This is a genomic window from Neptuniibacter pectenicola (assembly GCF_001597735.1).
Taxonomy (GTDB): Bacteria; Pseudomonadota; Gammaproteobacteria; order Pseudomonadales; family Balneatricaceae; genus Neptuniibacter; species Neptuniibacter pectenicola.
The window spans coordinates 43,197-60,189 of the sequence record NZ_LUTS01000013.1; the positions used below are offsets into that span (position 1 = coordinate 43,197).

16 protein-coding genes are annotated in these 16,993 nt (G+C 46.5%); 10 read left to right on the top strand and 6 right to left on the bottom strand.

The window, feature by feature from the left end; all coding sequences use genetic code 11:
• The first annotated feature begins 115 nt into the window (after nt 1–115).
• Together mrcB and A3773_RS14760 are read left to right on the top strand one after the other, a co-directional pair.
• On the top strand, nt 116–2,380 hold the full coding sequence (mrcB, locus tag A3773_RS14755) for a penicillin-binding protein 1B (RefSeq protein ID WP_331709177.1): 2,265 nt from the start codon (nt 116–118) through the stop codon (nt 2,378–2,380).
• The gene (locus A3773_RS14760) at nt 2,368–2,976 is read left to right on the top strand and encodes a tetratricopeptide repeat protein (RefSeq protein ID WP_067987496.1); all 609 of its coding nucleotides are present in this window, start codon (nt 2,368–2,370) and stop codon (nt 2,974–2,976) included. Before mrcB ends, A3773_RS14760 begins: the two co-directional genes overlap by 13 nt.
• A gap of 97 nt (nt 2,977–3,073) precedes the next feature.
• Here the strand turns inward: A3773_RS14760 and A3773_RS14765 are convergent, their stop codons facing one another.
• The 4 genes from A3773_RS14765 to A3773_RS14780 are packed head-to-tail and all read right to left on the bottom strand — an operon-like array spanning nt 3,074 to nt 7,346.
• Complete coding sequence (locus A3773_RS14765) at nt 3,074–3,673, bottom strand: hypothetical protein (protein ID WP_067987499.1); 600 nt, start codon at nt 3,671–3,673, stop codon at nt 3,074–3,076.
• Nucleotides 3,673–4,953: a glutamate-1-semialdehyde 2,1-aminomutase gene (gene hemL, locus A3773_RS14770; protein ID WP_067987501.1), complete on the bottom strand. Its 1,281-nt coding sequence runs from the start codon at nt 4,951–4,953 to the stop codon at nt 3,673–3,675. The genes A3773_RS14765 and hemL overlap by 1 nt, the downstream gene beginning before the upstream one ends.
• Nucleotides 4,954–4,971: 18 nt before the next feature.
• The gene (gene thiE / locus A3773_RS14775) at nt 4,972–5,601 is read right to left on the bottom strand and encodes a thiamine phosphate synthase (RefSeq protein ID WP_067987546.1); all 630 of its coding nucleotides are present in this window, start codon (nt 5,599–5,601) and stop codon (nt 4,972–4,974) included.
• 20 nt (nt 5,602–5,621) lie between these two features.
• Nucleotides 5,622–7,346 (bottom strand): chloride channel protein, encoded by a 1,725-nt coding sequence (locus tag A3773_RS14780; RefSeq protein ID WP_067987503.1) that lies wholly within the window; start codon nt 7,344–7,346, stop codon nt 5,622–5,624.
• 602 nt (nt 7,347–7,948) lie between these two features.
• On the opposite strand from A3773_RS14780, the gene A3773_RS14790 reads away from it, so the two are divergent.
• The 7 genes from A3773_RS14790 to A3773_RS14815 all read left to right on the top strand — a co-directional run bounded on the left by A3773_RS14790 (nt 7,949) and on the right by A3773_RS14815 (nt 12,758).
• Nucleotides 7,949–8,332 carry a hemerythrin domain-containing protein gene (locus A3773_RS14790; protein ID WP_067987512.1) on the top strand — a complete coding sequence of 128 codons (384 nt, stop codon included), beginning with the start codon at nt 7,949–7,951 and terminating at the stop codon, nt 8,330–8,332.
• A gap of 66 nt (nt 8,333–8,398) precedes the next feature.
• A complete protein-coding gene (gene hmpA / locus A3773_RS14795) occupies nt 8,399–9,604 on the top strand; it encodes an NO-inducible flavohemoprotein (RefSeq protein ID WP_067987513.1) in 1,206 nt (401 codons plus the stop codon).
• 38 nt (nt 9,605–9,642) lie between these two features.
• A complete protein-coding gene (locus A3773_RS17880; protein ID WP_156473546.1) occupies nt 9,643–9,780 on the top strand; it encodes a hypothetical protein in 138 nt (45 codons plus the stop codon).
• Between the two features lie 68 nt (nt 9,781–9,848).
• Nucleotides 9,849–10,277, top strand: coding sequence for an Rrf2 family transcriptional regulator (locus A3773_RS14800; protein WP_067987518.1), 429 nt, complete (start codon nt 9,849–9,851; stop codon nt 10,275–10,277).
• Nucleotides 10,278–10,660: 383 nt separating this feature from the next.
• Nucleotides 10,661–11,695, top strand: a complete 1,035-nt coding sequence (gene argC, locus A3773_RS14805; RefSeq protein ID WP_067987521.1) for an N-acetyl-gamma-glutamyl-phosphate reductase — start codon at nt 10,661–10,663, stop codon at nt 11,693–11,695.
• A 162-nt stretch (nt 11,696–11,857) separates the two neighbouring features.
• A complete protein-coding gene (gene erpA, locus A3773_RS14810) occupies nt 11,858–12,214 on the top strand; it encodes an iron-sulfur cluster insertion protein ErpA (protein ID WP_067987525.1) in 357 nt (118 codons plus the stop codon).
• Between the two features lie 94 nt (nt 12,215–12,308).
• The gene (locus tag A3773_RS14815; protein ID WP_067987528.1) at nt 12,309–12,758 is read left to right on the top strand and encodes a DsrE family protein; all 450 of its coding nucleotides are present in this window, start codon (nt 12,309–12,311) and stop codon (nt 12,756–12,758) included.
• Between the two features lie 15 nt (nt 12,759–12,773).
• Here A3773_RS14815 and A3773_RS14820 read toward each other — a convergent pair whose 3' ends face one another.
• Together A3773_RS14820 and A3773_RS14825 are read right to left on the bottom strand one after the other, a co-directional pair.
• Nucleotides 12,774–13,880 carry an anhydro-N-acetylmuramic acid kinase gene (locus A3773_RS14820; protein WP_067987531.1) on the bottom strand — a complete coding sequence of 369 codons (1,107 nt, stop codon included), beginning with the start codon at nt 13,878–13,880 and terminating at the stop codon, nt 12,774–12,776.
• Between the two features lie 5 nt (nt 13,881–13,885).
• On the bottom strand, nt 13,886–15,268 hold the full coding sequence (locus A3773_RS14825; protein ID WP_231902220.1) for an OapA family protein: 1,383 nt from the start codon (nt 15,266–15,268) through the stop codon (nt 13,886–13,888).
• Between the two features lie 206 nt (nt 15,269–15,474).
• Here A3773_RS14825 and tyrS point away from each other — a divergent pair, with 206 nt between their 5' ends.
• Nucleotides 15,475–16,773, top strand: coding sequence for a tyrosine--tRNA ligase (gene tyrS, locus A3773_RS14830; protein ID WP_067987538.1), 1,299 nt, complete (start codon nt 15,475–15,477; stop codon nt 16,771–16,773).
• Nucleotides 16,774–16,993: the final 220 nt, after the last annotated feature.

A 16,993-nucleotide genomic window follows, 5' to 3' on the forward strand; every position in this document is an offset into this window, starting at 1 on the left:
GGTTAGCCGCGTTTGCGCTAGCCCCCGGGACAGGCATTATACTTAGCGAATGGCAAAAAAGAGAGCACCAAAGTCATCAAGTCGAGGTAGATCATCGAAAAAACCTCGCAGTTTCTTGAAAAAGATACTATTTCTGCTGTTGAAAATATCCCTGTTAGGCCTGGTTTTAGGCGGTATTGGCTTAATTTATCTGGATATGCAGGTAAAAAATAAATTTGAAGGAAAACGTTGGGCGCTACCGGCAAAAGTGTATGCGCGCCCGTTAGAGCTGTACGCAGGGCAAGTATTGGATCGTGCAGCGTTAAAACAGGAATTAAAAGGTCTGGGTTATCGCTTTGTAAACCGAGCAGACCGTCCGGGCATGGTTGAATGGGCGTCCAGTCGGGCACGGGTTCATACCCGTGGGTTTAGTTTTCCCGATAGTGATGAGCCGCCTCGAAAGTTAATGCTTAACTTTAGCGGTAACCAATTGATGTCCATTAGGGATGAGCGGGGCAAAAATGTTTCATTAAGCCGTTTAGAACCTATTCTTATTGGCGGTATTTATCCGAAAGATAACGAAGATCGCGACCTTATTCGGTTAGATCAAGCCCCCGAAGCGTTGTTGTCGGCGCTTATTCAAATAGAGGATAGAGAGTACTACAACCATTTTGGTATCTCGCTTAAAGGCATCGCTAGAGCGATGGTGGTGAATGTTAAAGCTGGGCGCTTTATTCAAGGGGGGAGTACCTTAACGCAGCAATTAATTAAGAACTTTTATTTGACGTCAGATCGCACATTGGCCCGTAAGCTGATGGAACTTCCGATGGCAGTTTTACTGGATTTTCATTACAGCAAAGATGAAATTCTAGAGGCCTACCTCAATGAGGTCTATCTGGGTCAGGCCGGTTCCCGTGCGGTTCATGGCTTTGGGTTGGCGAGTCAGTACTATTTTGCGCAACCGATTAATGAGCTTAAATTACATCAGGTTGCGTTGCTCGCTGGCCTCGTTAAAGGCCCCTCCTATTATGATCCTAGGCGGCACCCCAAAAGGGCTAAGGGGCGTCGGGATCTTGTGTTAAAAGTCTTGCAGGAGCAGGGCGTTATTAGTATGAAAGCGCGTTTGGATGCAGAGAAACGTCCGCTAGGCATTGTAAAACAGCGCAGCTTACATAAAGGCGCCTACCCCGCGTATTTGGATCTCGTTAAACGACAATTGCGGGAGGAGTACCCAGAGGAGGTGCTCAATTCAGAAGGGTTAAGAGTTTTCACTAGCCTGAATCCAACGGTGCAAACACATAGTGAATCGGCGTTGGCTACAACAGTGACAGCACTACAGAAGCGTTACGGTAAGCCCGTTAAAGAGCTGCAAGGGGGGATGGTTGTGACGGATCCCCAAACAGGGGAGGTGTTAGCGCTGGTGGGGGGGCGTAATGCCCGTTATCAAGGCTTTAACCGTGCGTTAGATGCTCAGCGTTCCATAGGCTCACTGGTTAAACCGGCGGTATATTTGGCGGGGCTTGAGGCAGGTTACACCCTTGCCACTTTATTAGATGATCAGCCGGTAAGTGTGCCGCTGCCAAATGGTAAAAGTTGGGTGCCGCAAAACTTTGATCATGTGAGTCATGGTAAAGTCCCCTACTTTCGCGCGTTGGCTAAATCCTATAACCAGAGCACGGCTCAATTGGGCATGTCGATAGGCTTGGATCGTGTTATCGATATGCTGCAACGTTTAGGGATTAGCCGTAAACCTAAGCCTTACCCTTCCTTGCTGCTGGGGGCTGAGTCAATGAGCCCATTTGAAATTGCGACGGTCTACCAAACCATTGCTGCGAATGGTTTTAGGGCGCCGATGCGGGCGATACGTTTAGTGACGGATTCCGAAGGTGTGGAGTTGTCACGTTACCCCTTTGATGTCAAACAGGTGGTATCAGCGGAAAATATGCACTTGATCCAATATGCACTGCAAGCAGTGACCCGTGAGGGGACTGGACGGTCTGTGTATAACCGCCTTCCCGCAGGGCTTAATGTGGCAGGTAAAACCGGTACGAGTAATGATCAGCGTGATAGTTGGTTTGCCGGTTTTGCGGGAGATCGTATGGCTGTTGTCTGGTTGGGCCTCGATGATAACGGCAAGTTGCCGTTTACCGGTTCGGGTGGTGCATTAAAAGTATGGACTGAATTGATGGTGAAAGAGCAGCCTCACTCATTTATGTCTGTGCAGCCGGAGGGTATTGAGTATTATTGGATCGAAGAGAGTACTGGGTTATTGTCAGCAGAACAGTGCGAAGGTGTGCGACAATTGCCATTCATAAAAGGTACAGCTCCGCAGGATTATGCTGAGTGTGCTGATAATAAGCAAAATGAATCTGTGGATTGGTTTAAAAGATGGTTCAGGTAACAATGTTGCAGGCAGTTGTTGAGACAAAAGCGTTACGGATGAGCACGGTGGTTAAAGCGGTGTGTGTTGGTTCCGTTATATTGGGCTTGGCTGGATGTGTAAGTGGAACAGGAGGCTATCGCCCACCGGTTGAGGATAGAACCGAGCAGGGTGGTGTTATTCAGCCAGCAGAATCAACATCAACAGGTGTGATGGTTAGACCGGCGGTTGTTAGTGAGGGGCGTACAGAGCAACAGGTGTCTGTGCCTGTACCTACCCCAATGACATCGAGACCGCAAAACCCTGCTGTGATTGCTTTATTGAAAAGTGCGGATCAGCAGAAAAGTAGCGGTTCGATGCAAGCAGCGGAAAGTAGTTTAGAACGGGCTCAACGTATCGCACCAAGAGATCCGGAAATTTATTATCAGTGGGCCGATATTCGGCGGCTTGAAGGACAGTGGTCCCAAGCTGAACAGTTGGCGCTGAAAGGCACGAATATGGCGATAGGCGATGCAATTATGTTGCGTCGCTTATGGCTATTGATTGCTGACATCCGGTCGGGTGTGGGTGATAGTGCGGGCGCGAAGCAGGCTAAGAACAAAGCATTTAGTTACTAAGTTGTAATGCTTGATTGAAATAAAAAGGGACGCAGTAGCGTCCCTTTTTTTATGGGTTAATCTTATGTTCTATATTGAACACCGCTTTTGGTTGCGATTAGAGTGTGCTTTTTTGCAGTGTTCTCGAGAGTAAAAGTAAGGCGATGCCGAGTAGTATGTGGCCGTATACGCTGTTTTGTAAGAAAGGTATTAGGCTGCCTTGGCTGAACGCTAATACGCTTGCCGCAAAGAATAGACTAGCGGCGATGCCGTAGACCCTTGCTAAGGGAGAGGGCGTCTTTATAAAGCTAACAAAAAGCGCAATCACGGTGATCGTCGCCATGATCTGGCTGTATTGTACTCCGAAATCGGCTCGCCGAGTCACTTCAAATAGCGCGAATAAGGCTAGCAACCAGCGTCCCCACGCTGGTTTTGACCATTTACCCTTCCATGCGATATCAATAAAAGCACTCGCAATAAAGGGAATGCCTGCGAAGAAAGCTAGGTTCTCCAGCATCCGTCTTAGCGTTTGTAGATCTTGATTGGGCTGTTGGATCAATAAGGCACTCGCCGCAGAACACGCAATGAACACAGAAGCTAAGCTGATGACCATGCACGCAAGTTGATCTTTTTGCTCGCTAATTGTATAGCTGCGCCGTGCTAAAAGCAGGGCGCATATAAGTAAAAAAAGATCACTGATAAGGAATAAAATGGTCATTAAAGTGTTGCAAACACGCGGTCAGCGGCGGCGATGGTTGCTTCAATATCTTCTTGGGTATGCGCAGCAGAAATGAAGCCCGCTTCAAATGCCGACGGCGCTAAATAAACCCCTTGTTCTAACATGCCGTGGAAGAATGCAGAAAACTTATTCGCATCACACACCATGGTTTCAGAGAAGCTTGTCACCTGCGTTTGATCCGTAAAGAAAAGACCAAACATTCCGCCGACTTGGCTAGTCGTGAAAGGTACACCATTCGCCATGGCTACCGCTTCTAGTCCCTGAGTTAATAGTTCTGCTTTGGCGCTAAGCTGTTCGTAGAATCCCGGTGCAGAAATAGCATTTAGCATGGTTAAGCCTGCAGCCATAGCGAGGGGGTTGCCTGAAAGTGTGCCGGCTTGGTAGACCGGACCTAAAGGTGCAATATGAGACATGATCTCTTTTTTGCCGCCAAATGCGCCAACAGGCAAACCACCACCGATGACTTTGCCTAAAGTGGTTAGATCAGGTTTGATATTGTAGACCGCTTGAGCGCCGCCTAAAGCAACACGGAAACCGGTCATGACTTCATCAAAAATAAGGACCGTACCGTATTCGTCACAGACCTCACGTAGTCCCTCTAAGAAACCAGGAACGGGAGGGATGCAGTTCATGTTGCCTGCAACAGGTTCCACAATAATACAAGCAATCTGATCACCGCATTCTGAGAAAGCGTTGCGTACACTGTCGATATCATTATAGGTCAGAGTGATGGTGTGCTCTGCCAGTGATGCCGGTACACCCGGTGAGCTTGGCTCACCTAGTGTCAGCATGCCTGAACCTGCTTTGACCAATAACGAATCTGAATGGCCATGGTAGCAGCCTTCAAATTTAATAATTTTGTCGCGTTTGGTAAAACCTCGGGCTAGGCGAATTGCGCTCATGGTGGCTTCTGTACCAGAGCTCACCATGCGAACCATCTCCATAGAGGGCATGATGTCGCATACTTTATCTGCCATCTCTATTTCGATTTCGGTTGGTGCGCCGAAACCTAGACCGTTATCCAATGACGCTTTTACAGCATCAATTACCGCCGTGTTGCAATGGCCTAGAATCATAGGTCCCCATGAACCTACGTAATCAATATATTTGTTGTCGTCTTCATCAAACAGATAAGCGCCTTGGCCTCGTTTAAAGAAGATGGGTGTGCCGCCCACGCCTTTGAATGCTCGAACAGGTGAGTTAACGCCACCGGGAATATGGATTTGTGCAGCTTGGAAGAGTTCTTCTGAACGGGACATCTGTCTACTCTCTGAAATTCAGTTATTAAATTGCTGGTGGAAGTGTTGGGCGGTTGCTTCTATATCGTTCTGGGCATAAAGCGCGTGAATCACAGCAACCATATCCGCACCGGCAGCGATAATTTTGTTTGCATTATCCACGCTAATGCCGCCAATCGCCACTATTGGTAAGGTAAGTTTTTCTTTTGCTGAGTGTATAAGTTCGAGTGGCGCTGCTTTCGCATGAGGTTTTGTCTTCGATGGAAAGAATGCACCAAAGGCGACATAATCAGCGCCATCTAACGCCGCTTTTTCCGCCAGTGCTAGTGAGTCATGGCAGGTTACGCCAATAATGGCATTGGGGCCGAGGCGTGTTCTAGCATCTTTAATATTGCCGTCACTTTGGCCTAAATGAACCCCTGCGGCAGCGACAGTTTCTGCCAGCGCTACATCGTCATTAATGATTAATGGCACAGCATAGCGTTGGCACAGATGGTTTAACGCGCTCGCTTCGCTCAGCCTTTTTTCCGAGTCGGATGATTTGTCTCGGTATTGGATCAGGGTAGCCCCACCCATGAGGCTGCGTTCTACTTGTATCAGCATCTGATCAAGTGTTGGCATCAGGGTTGGGTCTGTGATGCCATATAACCCGCTTAAGGTGTATCTCATAATAGTGTCATCGGTCACAATTAGTTTTCGCGATAGAACGCTTCAATTTGGTCACGTGTAAGTAAACCAATAATATCCTGTGTGCTTGTTTCTATGCATAACGCCTCGACATTATGTTCGGCCATCAGGTCGAGCGCTTGTTGTAGCGTCGCTCTACTGTCGAGGGTACGTGTATCTAATCTAAGTGCGGGTACTTTCAGTAAATCGATCAGCTCTTCATCTGAGTGGGTTTTCTGGATAGCCGTGTGTAAGTCGCCGGGGGATAGAAGCGTGTATGTGTCCTGTTCAGTTATGAGTAACCAGCTAGGCGAACTTTCGAGTGCTTTTGCTGCGCCTTGAGCTGAGATGACAGTGTCACTCTTAATGAAATTTTGATTCATTAACCGTTGTACGGAGGCGGAGTTGAGCATTTGAGTTAAGGGCCGGTAACGATAATCCATTCCCTGTAGATGCATGCTGATGACAAAAATAGAGGGCATTTTGAACACGTATCTGGCAATAAGGTTCGACACCACAATAGAGATCATAGCGGGAAATATGATGTTTGGATTGCCCGTTAGCTCAAGGATCGCGACTAACGCGGCCATCGGTGCATTAGTGACTGCAGCCATCATACTGCCCATGCCTAACAGAGCGTAAAAACCTGGGTGGGCAACGGTTTGGTTGACCGCAACGCCCCCTAATAGACCCAATAAACCGCCCGCCATCGCGCCAATAAAGAAGGTTGGTCCAATTAGGCCGGCAGGCATGCCGAGTCCAAGGACGATAGGGGTTAATAGGCATTTGGCGATAAGGATGCCTAAAAGTAAGCCGAACCCTATGTCGCCTTGTAGGGCGGAGGTGACTGTGTCATAGCCCATTCCCATGACTTGAGGGTAGAAAATGGCAACGATTCCTGTGATTAAGCCGGCCAACATCAGCCTAGATTTATAGCCCAATGTCGATTTATTCGACCAGGTCATAGCTGCTCTCATTAAGGCGATAAAAGCGACGGCGAGTAGACCAATAATGCCGCCCAAAAATGCGACATAAGGGATCTCGTGCAGTGATTCGATCTGCATGGTGGGGACGGTGAGTGCCCATGCATTGCCAAACATAAATTGAACGACTAATGCACCGGTCGCTGCTGAGACCATAACGGGCATAAAGCCGATGACCGTATATTCTAGAAGCACCACTTCCATCGCAAAAACAACCCCTGCTAGGGGCGTGTTAAACGTTGCCGCAATACCTGCTGCGGCACCGCAGCCCACTAAAATTCTCAAGGTGTTGTTGGGAAGGTTAAGCCGTTGGCCTAGTTGGCTTCCGCACGCTGCGCCTAAATGTATGGCGGGCCCTTCTTTACCAACGGAGTGCCCAAATAGCAGTGCAAGAACAGCGACAAAAAACTGAATAATTGCATTTGTTATAGGGAGGTAGCCCTGATGGTATGCCATGCGCTCAAGCAAGTGAGTAATACCTACTTTTCGTTTGAGCGGCGTTACCCGTGACAAAATAGCGATGAGCACTAAGCTGCCGATAATCGGTAGTAGAAAGTGAAGCCAAGTGGGTAGGCCTTCAAAGTTCTCGCTTTGTTGATTGGGCAGTAGATGTTCTAACGGGGTTTCAAGTAGCGTTCGGAATAAGCCGAGTACTAAGCCGCAAACAAGACCGCATAGCACGCCTAATATGACCATCTGAGGGAGCGCTTCACCGTACGCGAGTCGATGGCGAAACTGTTTCATGGAAAATGTGTTTCGAAACATTATATTACTTACTTAATTGAATGGTCTGTGCGTGACGGCTTAGCCCTAGTATACGTCAACAGTACATCAACGCTAAGTGCTTGTAGTGTGGTTTTTGCGGTGTCAGATCATATTGCTATCAAAATAGCCTAGGGTGATTAGGGTAAGTGCCTATTTAGGTGAGCGTGATCTATCACGCTGGCAGTATGAACGACGGGGTAAGGTATGCGGCATACCTTACCTGCTAGGTGCAATGGTTTGCTCCTGATCGGCTTGTCTCGTTCGCTGTACATTATTGATGTTTGGCGTTCTTGAGATTTAACCTAAGACATGTGAAATATAAATTTTTGCAGTGATTGCAAAAAGTGTTAAGCCTGTTATTAAACCTAAAAAGATAGTTCGTCCCTCCCTGTTTGCACCGGCCTTAAGTGATACGTGCCATACGCTCCAGAGCTTAAAAATAATCATCCCTATCACTGCAAAAAAGACAACTATTTCACCGGTAGACCAAATGACCATTGTGCATTCCTTTTATAATATTCATTTGACATGAATATTATATCTAAATAACATGTATTTCAAATAAACATTATTAGGTTCGCATCGTTAGATGGAGTGAGATTGTGAAAAGATCAGAAATTCTTAAGCCTTTAAGTCGAGAGCATCATGTGGCATTGGTACATGCAAAGCGCTTGTTAGCGTTTTCTGAGCAAGATGCTGACGCGATGTTGAGTTATTGGCAGGAGGTACGTACCGCTGTGCTCGCTGACCTTAATCGTCACTTTGAGGAGGAAGAGTTATTGGTTCAGGACATTGATGAGCCATTGTTAGAGCGTTTTCACGATGAGCACCGTCAATTACGAGGGTTAATGCAGACCGATAATGTCAAACAGCTAACGATCTTTGCCATGTTGCTGACCGACCATATCCGCTTTGAAGAGCGTGAGCTGTTTCCTTGTTTGGAAACGCTTCATTACAACATTTTAGACCGAAATAGAGTGAGCTGACGTGTAATTTCAGCGCCTCTTTCATGTGAAATAAAACCTCAAACTTTTTAGACAGTAAGGGTGGTTATGCAAACTGAAACAATGACCATTGTGAAATCGACTGTGCCTGTTATTCAGGCATCGGGTGAAGCGATCACAACGCATTTTTATGGGCTGCTATTTGCGGAAAATCCAGAATTGCAGCATGTGTTTAATATGGCTAGCCAGGCCAGTGGACGCCAGCAATCAACCTTGGCGGCAGCTATTTTAGGCTATGCTGCGAATATTGATAACCTTGGCGCATTAGGGGGGACGGTCGAAAAAATTGCGACAAAACATTTTAGCCTTGATATTACTCCTGCTCAGTATGAGATCGTTGGGCGAAACTTACTGAAGGCGATTCGTGATGTGCTTGGCGCCGATGTGGCGACTGATAATGTCTTAAATGCGTGGGCAGAGGCTTACCAGCAGCTAGCGGATATCTTGATTGGGCGAGAACAACAGCTTTATGCGGACGCCGAGGTTGAAGGCTGGGCTGGGTTTAAGGCATTTAATGTGAGCCGTATCGTTGAGGAGAGTGAAGATATTCGTTCAATCTACCTAACGCCGGTAGACGGTAAGCCGCTGCCTTCTTATCGTGCGGGGCAGTTTCTGAGCATTAAAATCGCTAACCCTGAATGGGAACATGAAGAGATTCGCCAATACAGTCTTTCTGATTGCCACTCTCCTGATGGGTACCGTATATCGGTTAAGCGAGAGCCTGCGCCATCGGCTGAAATCCCTGAGGGGCGTGTGTCGAACTATTTGCATACGCAATTGGAGGTGGGTAGCCGTTTGGCTATTCATGTACCAGGGGGCGATCTCTTTTTGAAAGAGAATAGCCGGCCGGTTGTGTTGATAAGTGGCGGTGTAGGTATTACTCCGATGCTCAGCATGTTGAATGAGATGTTGGCGAATAAAGATACTCGCCCCGTCGTGTGGTTGCATGGCACCCGTAATCGTAACACCCATGCATTTGCACAGCATATGGCAAAGGTGAAACGGAATTTTCCTGAATTGACGATCCTCACGTTTTACGACGATATTTCGGGGGCTCAAGAGGGGATCGATTACGATAGTCAGGGGTATATTACATCGGACTGGCTGGAGCGCTGTTGCCCCGCCGATGCTGAGTATTACTTCTGTGGTCCTTTGCCCTTTATGAAGGCGATCTACCGGCAGTTGAAAGCACTGCATATTGAGGATGCGCGGCTTCACTATGAAGTATTTGGGCCGGGAGAAAGCTTGAATTGAGTAAGGCTTAACGTCTGTTGCAAAAATAGAGTCTCTGCATGCGTTATATTTTAGTTGTTCTGTGTGGGTACCGATCAATAAAATATGTGGCGTTACCTTTATCCACAATCGGCGGCGCTGGTGGTGTGCTGGTATTGTTGCCTGCGGGGTTTCTGATCGCTTCTGCTATTGCATGACAATTAAACGGGGTATAGTTGTTTATACCCCGTTTTTATTAGATATATGAATCGCTTCAGGAGTGTCTATGAGATTAAGCGCTTTTACCGACTTTGGTCTGCGAACGTTGATTTATCTTGCCAGTTTAGAAGAAAAACGCTTAAGCAGCGTAGGTGAAGTATCTTCTGTTTATCAGGTCTCTCAAAGCCATATGGTTAAAGTGATTGGGCAGTTGGCAAAGTTGGGTTATGTGCAAACGATTCGCGGTAAAAATGGCGGCATCCGATTGGGAATGACACCTGATATGATCAATATTGGTGAAGTTATCGAACAGTTGGAAAATCATCTAGATGGTGTCGACTGTCTTTCAACTGATTGTCAGTTGCTGCCTTGCTGTGAGTTAAAAAAGGCGCTGACGGAGGGGATGAAAGCATTTACGGATACGATGCGTAAATACACTTTAGAGGATCTGACGGCTAATAAACATGACCTGATTCCGTTACTCCGGGTGAGTTAATTAAGGTATGCCCCGCACCGTTGGTTACGTTGATTTGTCGGTAAGTTTTTTGCTACGTGGTTCTCTATAGTTCATCTCCTTTCTTGTTATCGATCGTATTCCCTGTTTTTGCGTAATCCCCTCTGCTTCTTTTATATCTAGTTAAACGTTATCTTGTTGTCTCTTACTTGAGGAGTTCTGCTGTTCAGTAGGTCGATAGGGGAGCTTGTTGTTGTGGGTAAGATGGCGCGACTCTGCCTTATGCCATATTTTATGGGTGGTTTATGCGCTTGCTGTTATTTTTGGGTAAATGTATTTCAAATCGCTTATTTAGTAGTTATCGGGCTAACGCTTTGTAGTAATATATATCATTCGTTTTTTTTTTACGCTTATGAGAGGTCTTTGTGATTAAGGTAGGTATTGTCGGTGGCACAGGGTATACAGGCGTAGAGTTACTACGTTTGTTGGCAAATCATCCCGAAGCTGTGGTTGAGGTAATCACTTCTCGATCAGAGGAGGGTATTAGCGTAGCTGACATGTATCCTAATCTCCGAGGCATTTATGACCTTAAGTTTTCGGTGCCTGATGTTAAAACGCTAAGCGCGTGTGATGTTGTGTTTTTTGCTACACCTCATGGTGTTGCTATGAAAATGGCGGCAGAGCTTATTGATAATGGTGTCAAAGTTATCGATTTAGGCGCAGATTTCAGAATTAAAGACCTCGATGTTTGGTCGCAGTGGTATGGGATGGAACATACCTCGCCAGAGATGGCTGAACTGGCTGTGTATGGTTTGCCTGAAGTCAACCGTGCGCAAATTAAAGACGCAAAATTGATCGCGTGTCCTGGCTGTTACCCGACAGCGACGCAGCTTGCGTTTCTACCCTTATTAGAGAATAAACTGATCGATCATCGTCGTCTTATCGCTGATTGTAAGTCCGGTGTGAGCGGTGGTGGCCGAGGTGCAAAAGTCGGTATGCTAATGTGTGAAGCCAGTGAAAGCATGATGGCCTATGGGGTTCATGGGCATCGACATTTGCCAGAAATTAAGCAAGGTTTAGCGCTGGTGGCAGAACGGCCCGTGCACTTGACCTTCGTGCCCCATTTGACACCCATGATTCGGGGTATTCACTCTACCTGTTACGGGGTGCTAAAAGATCCTGTTGATCATGATTTGCAGCGTTTGTTTGAAGAGCGTTATGCCAATGAGCCATTTGTTGATGTGATGCCTGCTGGTAGCCACCCTCAAACACGAAGTGTTAAAGGCGGCAATATGTGCCGTATTAGCATTCATCGTCCGCAAAATGACGATACTGTAGTCGTTTTGTCGGTTATTGATAATTTGGTGAAAGGGGCTGCGGGCCAAGCTATCCAGAATATGAATATTATGTTTGGTATTGATGAGGCCTCAGGGCTCAATGTTGTCGGCTTAATGCCTTAATACTTGACTAAATTGGTTGGTTAAGGTGATAATTACACTCTACCTGTGGGTAGGGTGTATATTTAAACAGAGGTAGCTGTAATCAATCAGCTACCGATATAGCTCCTATGCTCATATACTAAGTACCTTAAAGTACCTAAAAAGTACCTAGAAGAAGTATCTATGATAGAAACTGTTGATCCAAGTCTAGAGTCTCCGATGTTATTCACAGAGGCTGCGGCTGCAAAAGTAAAATCTCTTATCGATGAAGAGGAAAACGATAGCTTAAAACTACGTGTGTTTATCACAGGTGGTGGTTGTGCTGGTTTCTCTTACGGTTTTACGTTTGATGAGCAGGCTGCTGAAGATGATACGGTTGTTGAGCGCGATGGCGTGACAATGGTCGTAGACCCTATGAGTTTCCAGTATCTAGCGGGCGCTGAGGTGGATTTTAAAGAGGGGTTACAGGGGTCTCAGTTTGTTATCAATAACCCAAATGCAACAACAACCTGTGGTTGCGGTTCCTCCTTCTCTATTTGATCCTGATCATTAGGGCTATGGATGATTGATTCATAGCCTATTCATATCTCCTCTGCTCTGATATAAAAGATAAATATCCCTTTAAGGAGAGCGTATGCGTCTTTTATTTACGAGTTTGTTTTTTCTATTCTCTAGCTTTTGTTTCGCTGATACGCTGCAACAATCTCCAGTGACCCCTGATGTGGCGCCGCATTATTTGGCGTTAATAAAAACAAACTCACCCAGCGAAGTTGAGATGTTATTTAAGCGGGCAAGTATGCTGGCGGATGATGTTGAGAACTTAAATGCTTATGAGCCTATTGTTTTTGTCTTACATGGTGACGAGGCGCACGCATTTCGTCAGCGTAATATGGAGCAGTATAAGGAGTTGCTTGATTTAGCTGAGCGACTTGAGAAAAAACACGTTATTGATATTCGAGTTTGTGAAACGTGGATGCGTAAGAATAATGTGGATCGTTCTGAGCTACCTGATTTTATCGACACGGTGCCGTTAGGTCCGGCAGAAAAAGCGGAGCTTCGTCGCCAAGGTTATATTTACTTTTAACGAGGCCTTTTTCCATTAGGCTTGATAGATAGCGCCTAAAATTCGCTCGCCTCTTGCGCCGGTTACGCTGGTTTTGTTCCCACTCTTTCCCTCTAGGCATCGTTTCGCTAACCACGCAAACGCTGCCGCTTCCATCCAGTCCGCATTGATGCCAGCATTGTCGGTTGTGCAAACGTTGTTGTTGGGTAATAGCGCTTGTAATCTCGCCATTAGAGCATTGTTTCTGCTGCCGCCTCCGCATACGAAGAGTTCGAACGTTGTGCTTGGCACGTATGTATTTATCGCATTGACGACTGTTTGTGCGGTGAGCTCAAGTAAAGTGGCTTGTACATCTACGGGGGAAGTAGAGTAGGGCTCTACTTGCTGAGTCAGCCAATCAAGATGGAACTGCTCACGCCCCGTGCTTTTGGGTGGCGCCTCATGGAAGTAGGGCAGCTGGAGTAGCTTATTTAACAGTGGCAGGTCGCAGTGGCCGGACTGCGCCCATGCGCCATGTTGATCATAGGGGCTGTTTTGGTGGTGTAGAACCCAAGCATCCATCAACACGTTGCCAGGCCCGGTATCAAAGCCAAGTACCTCGTGTTTTGGTGCTGCTGGGAGGTAGGTTAAATTGGCCATGCCGCCGATATTTAGGAGGATTCTATCGTGTTCAGGGGAGCGAAATACTGTGTCGTGGAACGCTGGTACTAAAGGCGCTCCTTGGCCTCCTGCTGCCATATCCCTACGTCGGAAATCAGTAATGGTTGTAATGCCTGTGGCTTCGGCAATGATATTTGCATCACCAATCTGTAACGTATAGTTAAATTCGGGACGGTGCCTGATCGTTTGACCGTGGCTGCCGATGGCGCGGATTTGGTTTTTGTTTAAGCCTTCATTGTGTATGAGTGAATTGATGGCCTGGGCAAACAGTTTGCCTAACTCAACATCTACGGATCCCATCAGGTCAATTTCGTTATGACCGGGTTGGGTTAGTTGTAATATGTTTTGTTTGAGAGGTTTTGGTATCGCTTCTGAGTGCGTTGCAATGAGCTTTAATGTGGGATCAAAGCTCACTGCAGCAACATCAATGCCGTCTAAACTAGTTCCGGACATTAATCCAATGTAAATATCAGAAGCATCCATTGGTTCTACAATTTTTGTGTATCAAGTGCCGCGAGTGTCGTCGCTTGATAAGTTTCAAGTTGGGCCAATAGTGAGCTTGCTGTAGATTTAAACGTTGAACGTTCGCTCTCGGCAATGGGCAGTGCTTGTGGCAATTTTACGGTTAATGGGTTTTTGTGAACGCCATTAACTCTGAACTCATAATGAAGGTGTGGGCCGCTCGCGAGCCCTGTTTGACCGACAAAGCCAATAACCTGACCTTGCTGAACACGGTTGCCAGTTTTTTGCCCGCGCTTAAAATTACTCATGTGGGCGTAGAGTGTTGTTATGTTGCTGCCGTGTTGGACAATGACCACATTGCCAAACCCGCCTTTTTTGCCGCGGAAAATGATTTTTCCATCCCCAGCTGCTTTGATTGGCGTGCCTGTTCTTGCCGCGTAATCCACTCCTTTGTGGGCGCGAATACGATTAAGGACTGGGTGTTTTCTATTAAGGCTAAACCTAGAGCTGATACGCGCAAAGCCTACAGGTGCTCTTAAGAATGCTTTGCGCATGCTGTAGCCTTCAGGAGTGAAGTAGCTGCTCTCTCCATCGGCATTGGTATACCGTAGTGCGGTGAATTTACTGCCACGGTTGATGAACTGTGCAGCAATGATAGGGCCTTCACCGATTTTCTTGCCGTTTAAAAATTTCTCTTCATAAATGAGGCTGAAGCTATCACCTTTTCGGATATCAAGGACAAAGTCCACGTCCCAGCCGAATATGCTGGCAAGTTCCATTATCTTTTTGCTAGATAATCCTGCATCTTCGCCGGCTAAGAAGAGAGAGTCTTGGATCGTACCTGCGGTATATTTATGTTCGATATCGGGTTTGCGTTCGATAATATCAACTTTAAAACCATCATCTGTTTTTGTTAGCAGGGTGTGTTTTAGCTCAGATTGGCGATGGCGTAGTTTGGTGAGCTCACCGTCTGTAATTAAAAAAGATAAGACTTGGCCGGGGAATAATCGAGTGAAGGATTCTGATGCTTTAGCGGCGGTCGCTACATTATATACGTCCCGTGCAGTGAGCCCCGCTTTCTTGAACATGGATGTGAGGTTGTCACCGCTTCCGATTGTGTAATCAACCCAGTTTTCTTCTACGCTAGGCGGGGTAGCGATGGTTTCTTTTTTTTGTGTCGACTCTTCAGTGCTCGCAGTGCTTGTTTCAGCAGAAGATGGTGCTGTAGCTGTATCAGACGATTCAATGCTTTGTGCCGGTGCCGCCATGGGGAGGTCGCCGCGTGTCGCTTCGACGTTTTCGGAGGGCAGCAACATTAATGTCAAACCTAAAATAAATACACAGGTGCTGACGGCAACCAGATGGACCGTAGGAAGTTGTTTCTGTAGCTGCTTTAAACGATATGGCACCCTAGTCCCCTTTAGCCGGTGGCTAATATATAAACGTTGCATTATGCCATTCTCATTACAAAATGTCGGCTTTTTCGGCGTAAACTTAAGCTGCGCTTAATTAAATCAGTAAAAATATTTCCCCATGGCTATTTGTTTGCTTGCCCGCTGCCGTTAAAATAGCCCTCTTATTTTTTTAATATCCACCTTTAAGGTTAAGCAAAGCAATGAGTGAAACACTATTAGAAGATCTAAAAGCGCGTGGTTTAGTTGCGCAGATGACCAGCGAAGATGAGCTGGAAAAGCATCTATCTGAGGGTAGTGTGACGCTTTATTGTGGTTTCGATCCGACTGCTGATAGTTTGCATATAGGTAGTTTAGTACCGTTGTTGACGCTCAAGCGTTTTCAAGCGTATGGACATAAGCCGTTAGCGCTTGTGGGTGGGGCGACAGGGCTTATTGGCGACCCTAGCTTTAAAGCACAAGAGCGAAAGTTAAATAATGATTCAACCGTAGCGAATTGGGTTGGAAAAATCAGGACGCAAGTGAGCGCGTTTATTGATTTTGACTCAGGGGATAATAGCGCCGAGGTTGTTAATAACTTAGATTGGACGAAAAACCTCGATATTCTTACCTTTCTGCGTGATATAGGTAAGCATTTTTCGGTCAATCAAATGATTGCAAAGGAATCGGTTAAACAGCGTATTGACCGTGAAGGTGAGGGTATCTCGTTTACCGAGTTTACCTATATGATTCTTCAATCCTATGACTTCCAGCAGCTTAACCAGTCTCATGGTTGCAGTTTGCAGATTGGTGGGTCAGATCAGTGGGGGAATATCACCGGCGGCACTGAATTAACGCGCCGTATGAACGGTAATCAAGTGTTTGGTTTAACGTTGCCTTTGATTACAAAATCAGATGGCACTAAATTTGGTAAAACCGAGTCAGGTACGATTTGGCTTGATTCATCCAAAACGTCACCTTATGCGTTCTACCAGTTTTGGTTGCAGACGGCGGATGCTGATGTATACCGTTTTCTTCGCTACTTTACCTTTTTGTCGGTTAGCCAGATTGAGCAGATAGAAAAAGAGGATGAAGCACGCCAGGGGCGCCCTGATGGACAGCGAGTCCTAGCCGAAGAGGTGACGCGTCTAGTTCATGGTGAAGAGGGGCTTGTTGCGGCTAAACGTATTACTGAAGCGTTGTTCTCGGGTGATACCTCTACGTTAAGTGAGCAGGATTACGCGCAGCTAGCTCAGGATGGTCTTCCTTCATCCGTATTAGATGTAGCAGCGGTTTCTGATCAGCCTGTCACCGCAATTTTGGCAGATGCTGGCATGGCGCCTTCAGGTAAACAGGTAAAAGATGCTTTGCAACGAAATGCTGTCGTTGTTAACGGTATAGCTCATGGTATGGAAGATAATATGAATGCGGCAGGTATGTTCTCTGCCGAAAAAGCGCTTTTTGGTAAATACTTTTTAGTGAAGCTGGGTAAAAAGAAGCATCACTTATTCGAATTGGCGTAGGCGTTAAGCTCAGACCATTCAGGTTGTAAGGAAAAGCCGCTGAATATAGAGCGGCTTTTTTGTGTCTGGGGTATAGGTTGCTCGCTGTTTTGATTGCTAAGTAATCAATTTCCTCCTAATACTCGCCTAATCTCACTTTTTTTCCTTTATTTTGCAGTTTTTTAGTTCTGGCTGTTGACGTTGTTTAGGAAGTGTCTATAATTCGCCGTCCTTGCTTAGG

What these genes read in the sequence shown, in the direction of transcription:
- A3773_RS17880 (WP_156473546.1), top strand. Translation starts at nt 9,643, where the DNA reads ATGCGTTATATTTTAGTTGTTCTGTGTGGGTACCGATCAATAAAATAT.
- A3773_RS14820 (WP_067987531.1), bottom strand. Translation starts at nt 13,880, where the DNA reads ATGGATGCTTCTGATATTTACATTGGATTAATGTCCGGAACTAGTTTA.
- thiE (WP_067987546.1), bottom strand. Translation starts at nt 5,601, where the DNA reads ATGAGATACACCTTAAGCGGGTTATATGGCATCACAGACCCAACCCTG.
- erpA (WP_067987525.1), top strand. Translation starts at nt 11,858, where the DNA reads ATGATAGAAACTGTTGATCCAAGTCTAGAGTCTCCGATGTTATTCACA.
- hemL (WP_067987501.1), bottom strand. Translation starts at nt 4,953, where the DNA reads ATGTCCCGTTCAGAAGAACTCTTCCAAGCTGCACAAATCCATATTCCC.
- A3773_RS14815 (WP_067987528.1), top strand. Translation starts at nt 12,309, where the DNA reads ATGCGTCTTTTATTTACGAGTTTGTTTTTTCTATTCTCTAGCTTTTGT.
- A3773_RS14765 (WP_067987499.1), bottom strand. Translation starts at nt 3,673, where the DNA reads ATGACCATTTTATTCCTTATCAGTGATCTTTTTTTACTTATATGCGCC.
- hmpA (WP_067987513.1), top strand. Translation starts at nt 8,399, where the DNA reads ATGCAAACTGAAACAATGACCATTGTGAAATCGACTGTGCCTGTTATT.
- A3773_RS14800 (WP_067987518.1), top strand. Translation starts at nt 9,849, where the DNA reads ATGAGATTAAGCGCTTTTACCGACTTTGGTCTGCGAACGTTGATTTAT.
- A3773_RS14760 (WP_067987496.1), top strand. Translation starts at nt 2,368, where the DNA reads ATGGTTCAGGTAACAATGTTGCAGGCAGTTGTTGAGACAAAAGCGTTA.
- tyrS (WP_067987538.1), top strand. Translation starts at nt 15,475, where the DNA reads ATGAGTGAAACACTATTAGAAGATCTAAAAGCGCGTGGTTTAGTTGCG.
- A3773_RS14780 (WP_067987503.1), bottom strand. Translation starts at nt 7,346, where the DNA reads ATGTTTCGAAACACATTTTCCATGAAACAGTTTCGCCATCGACTCGCG.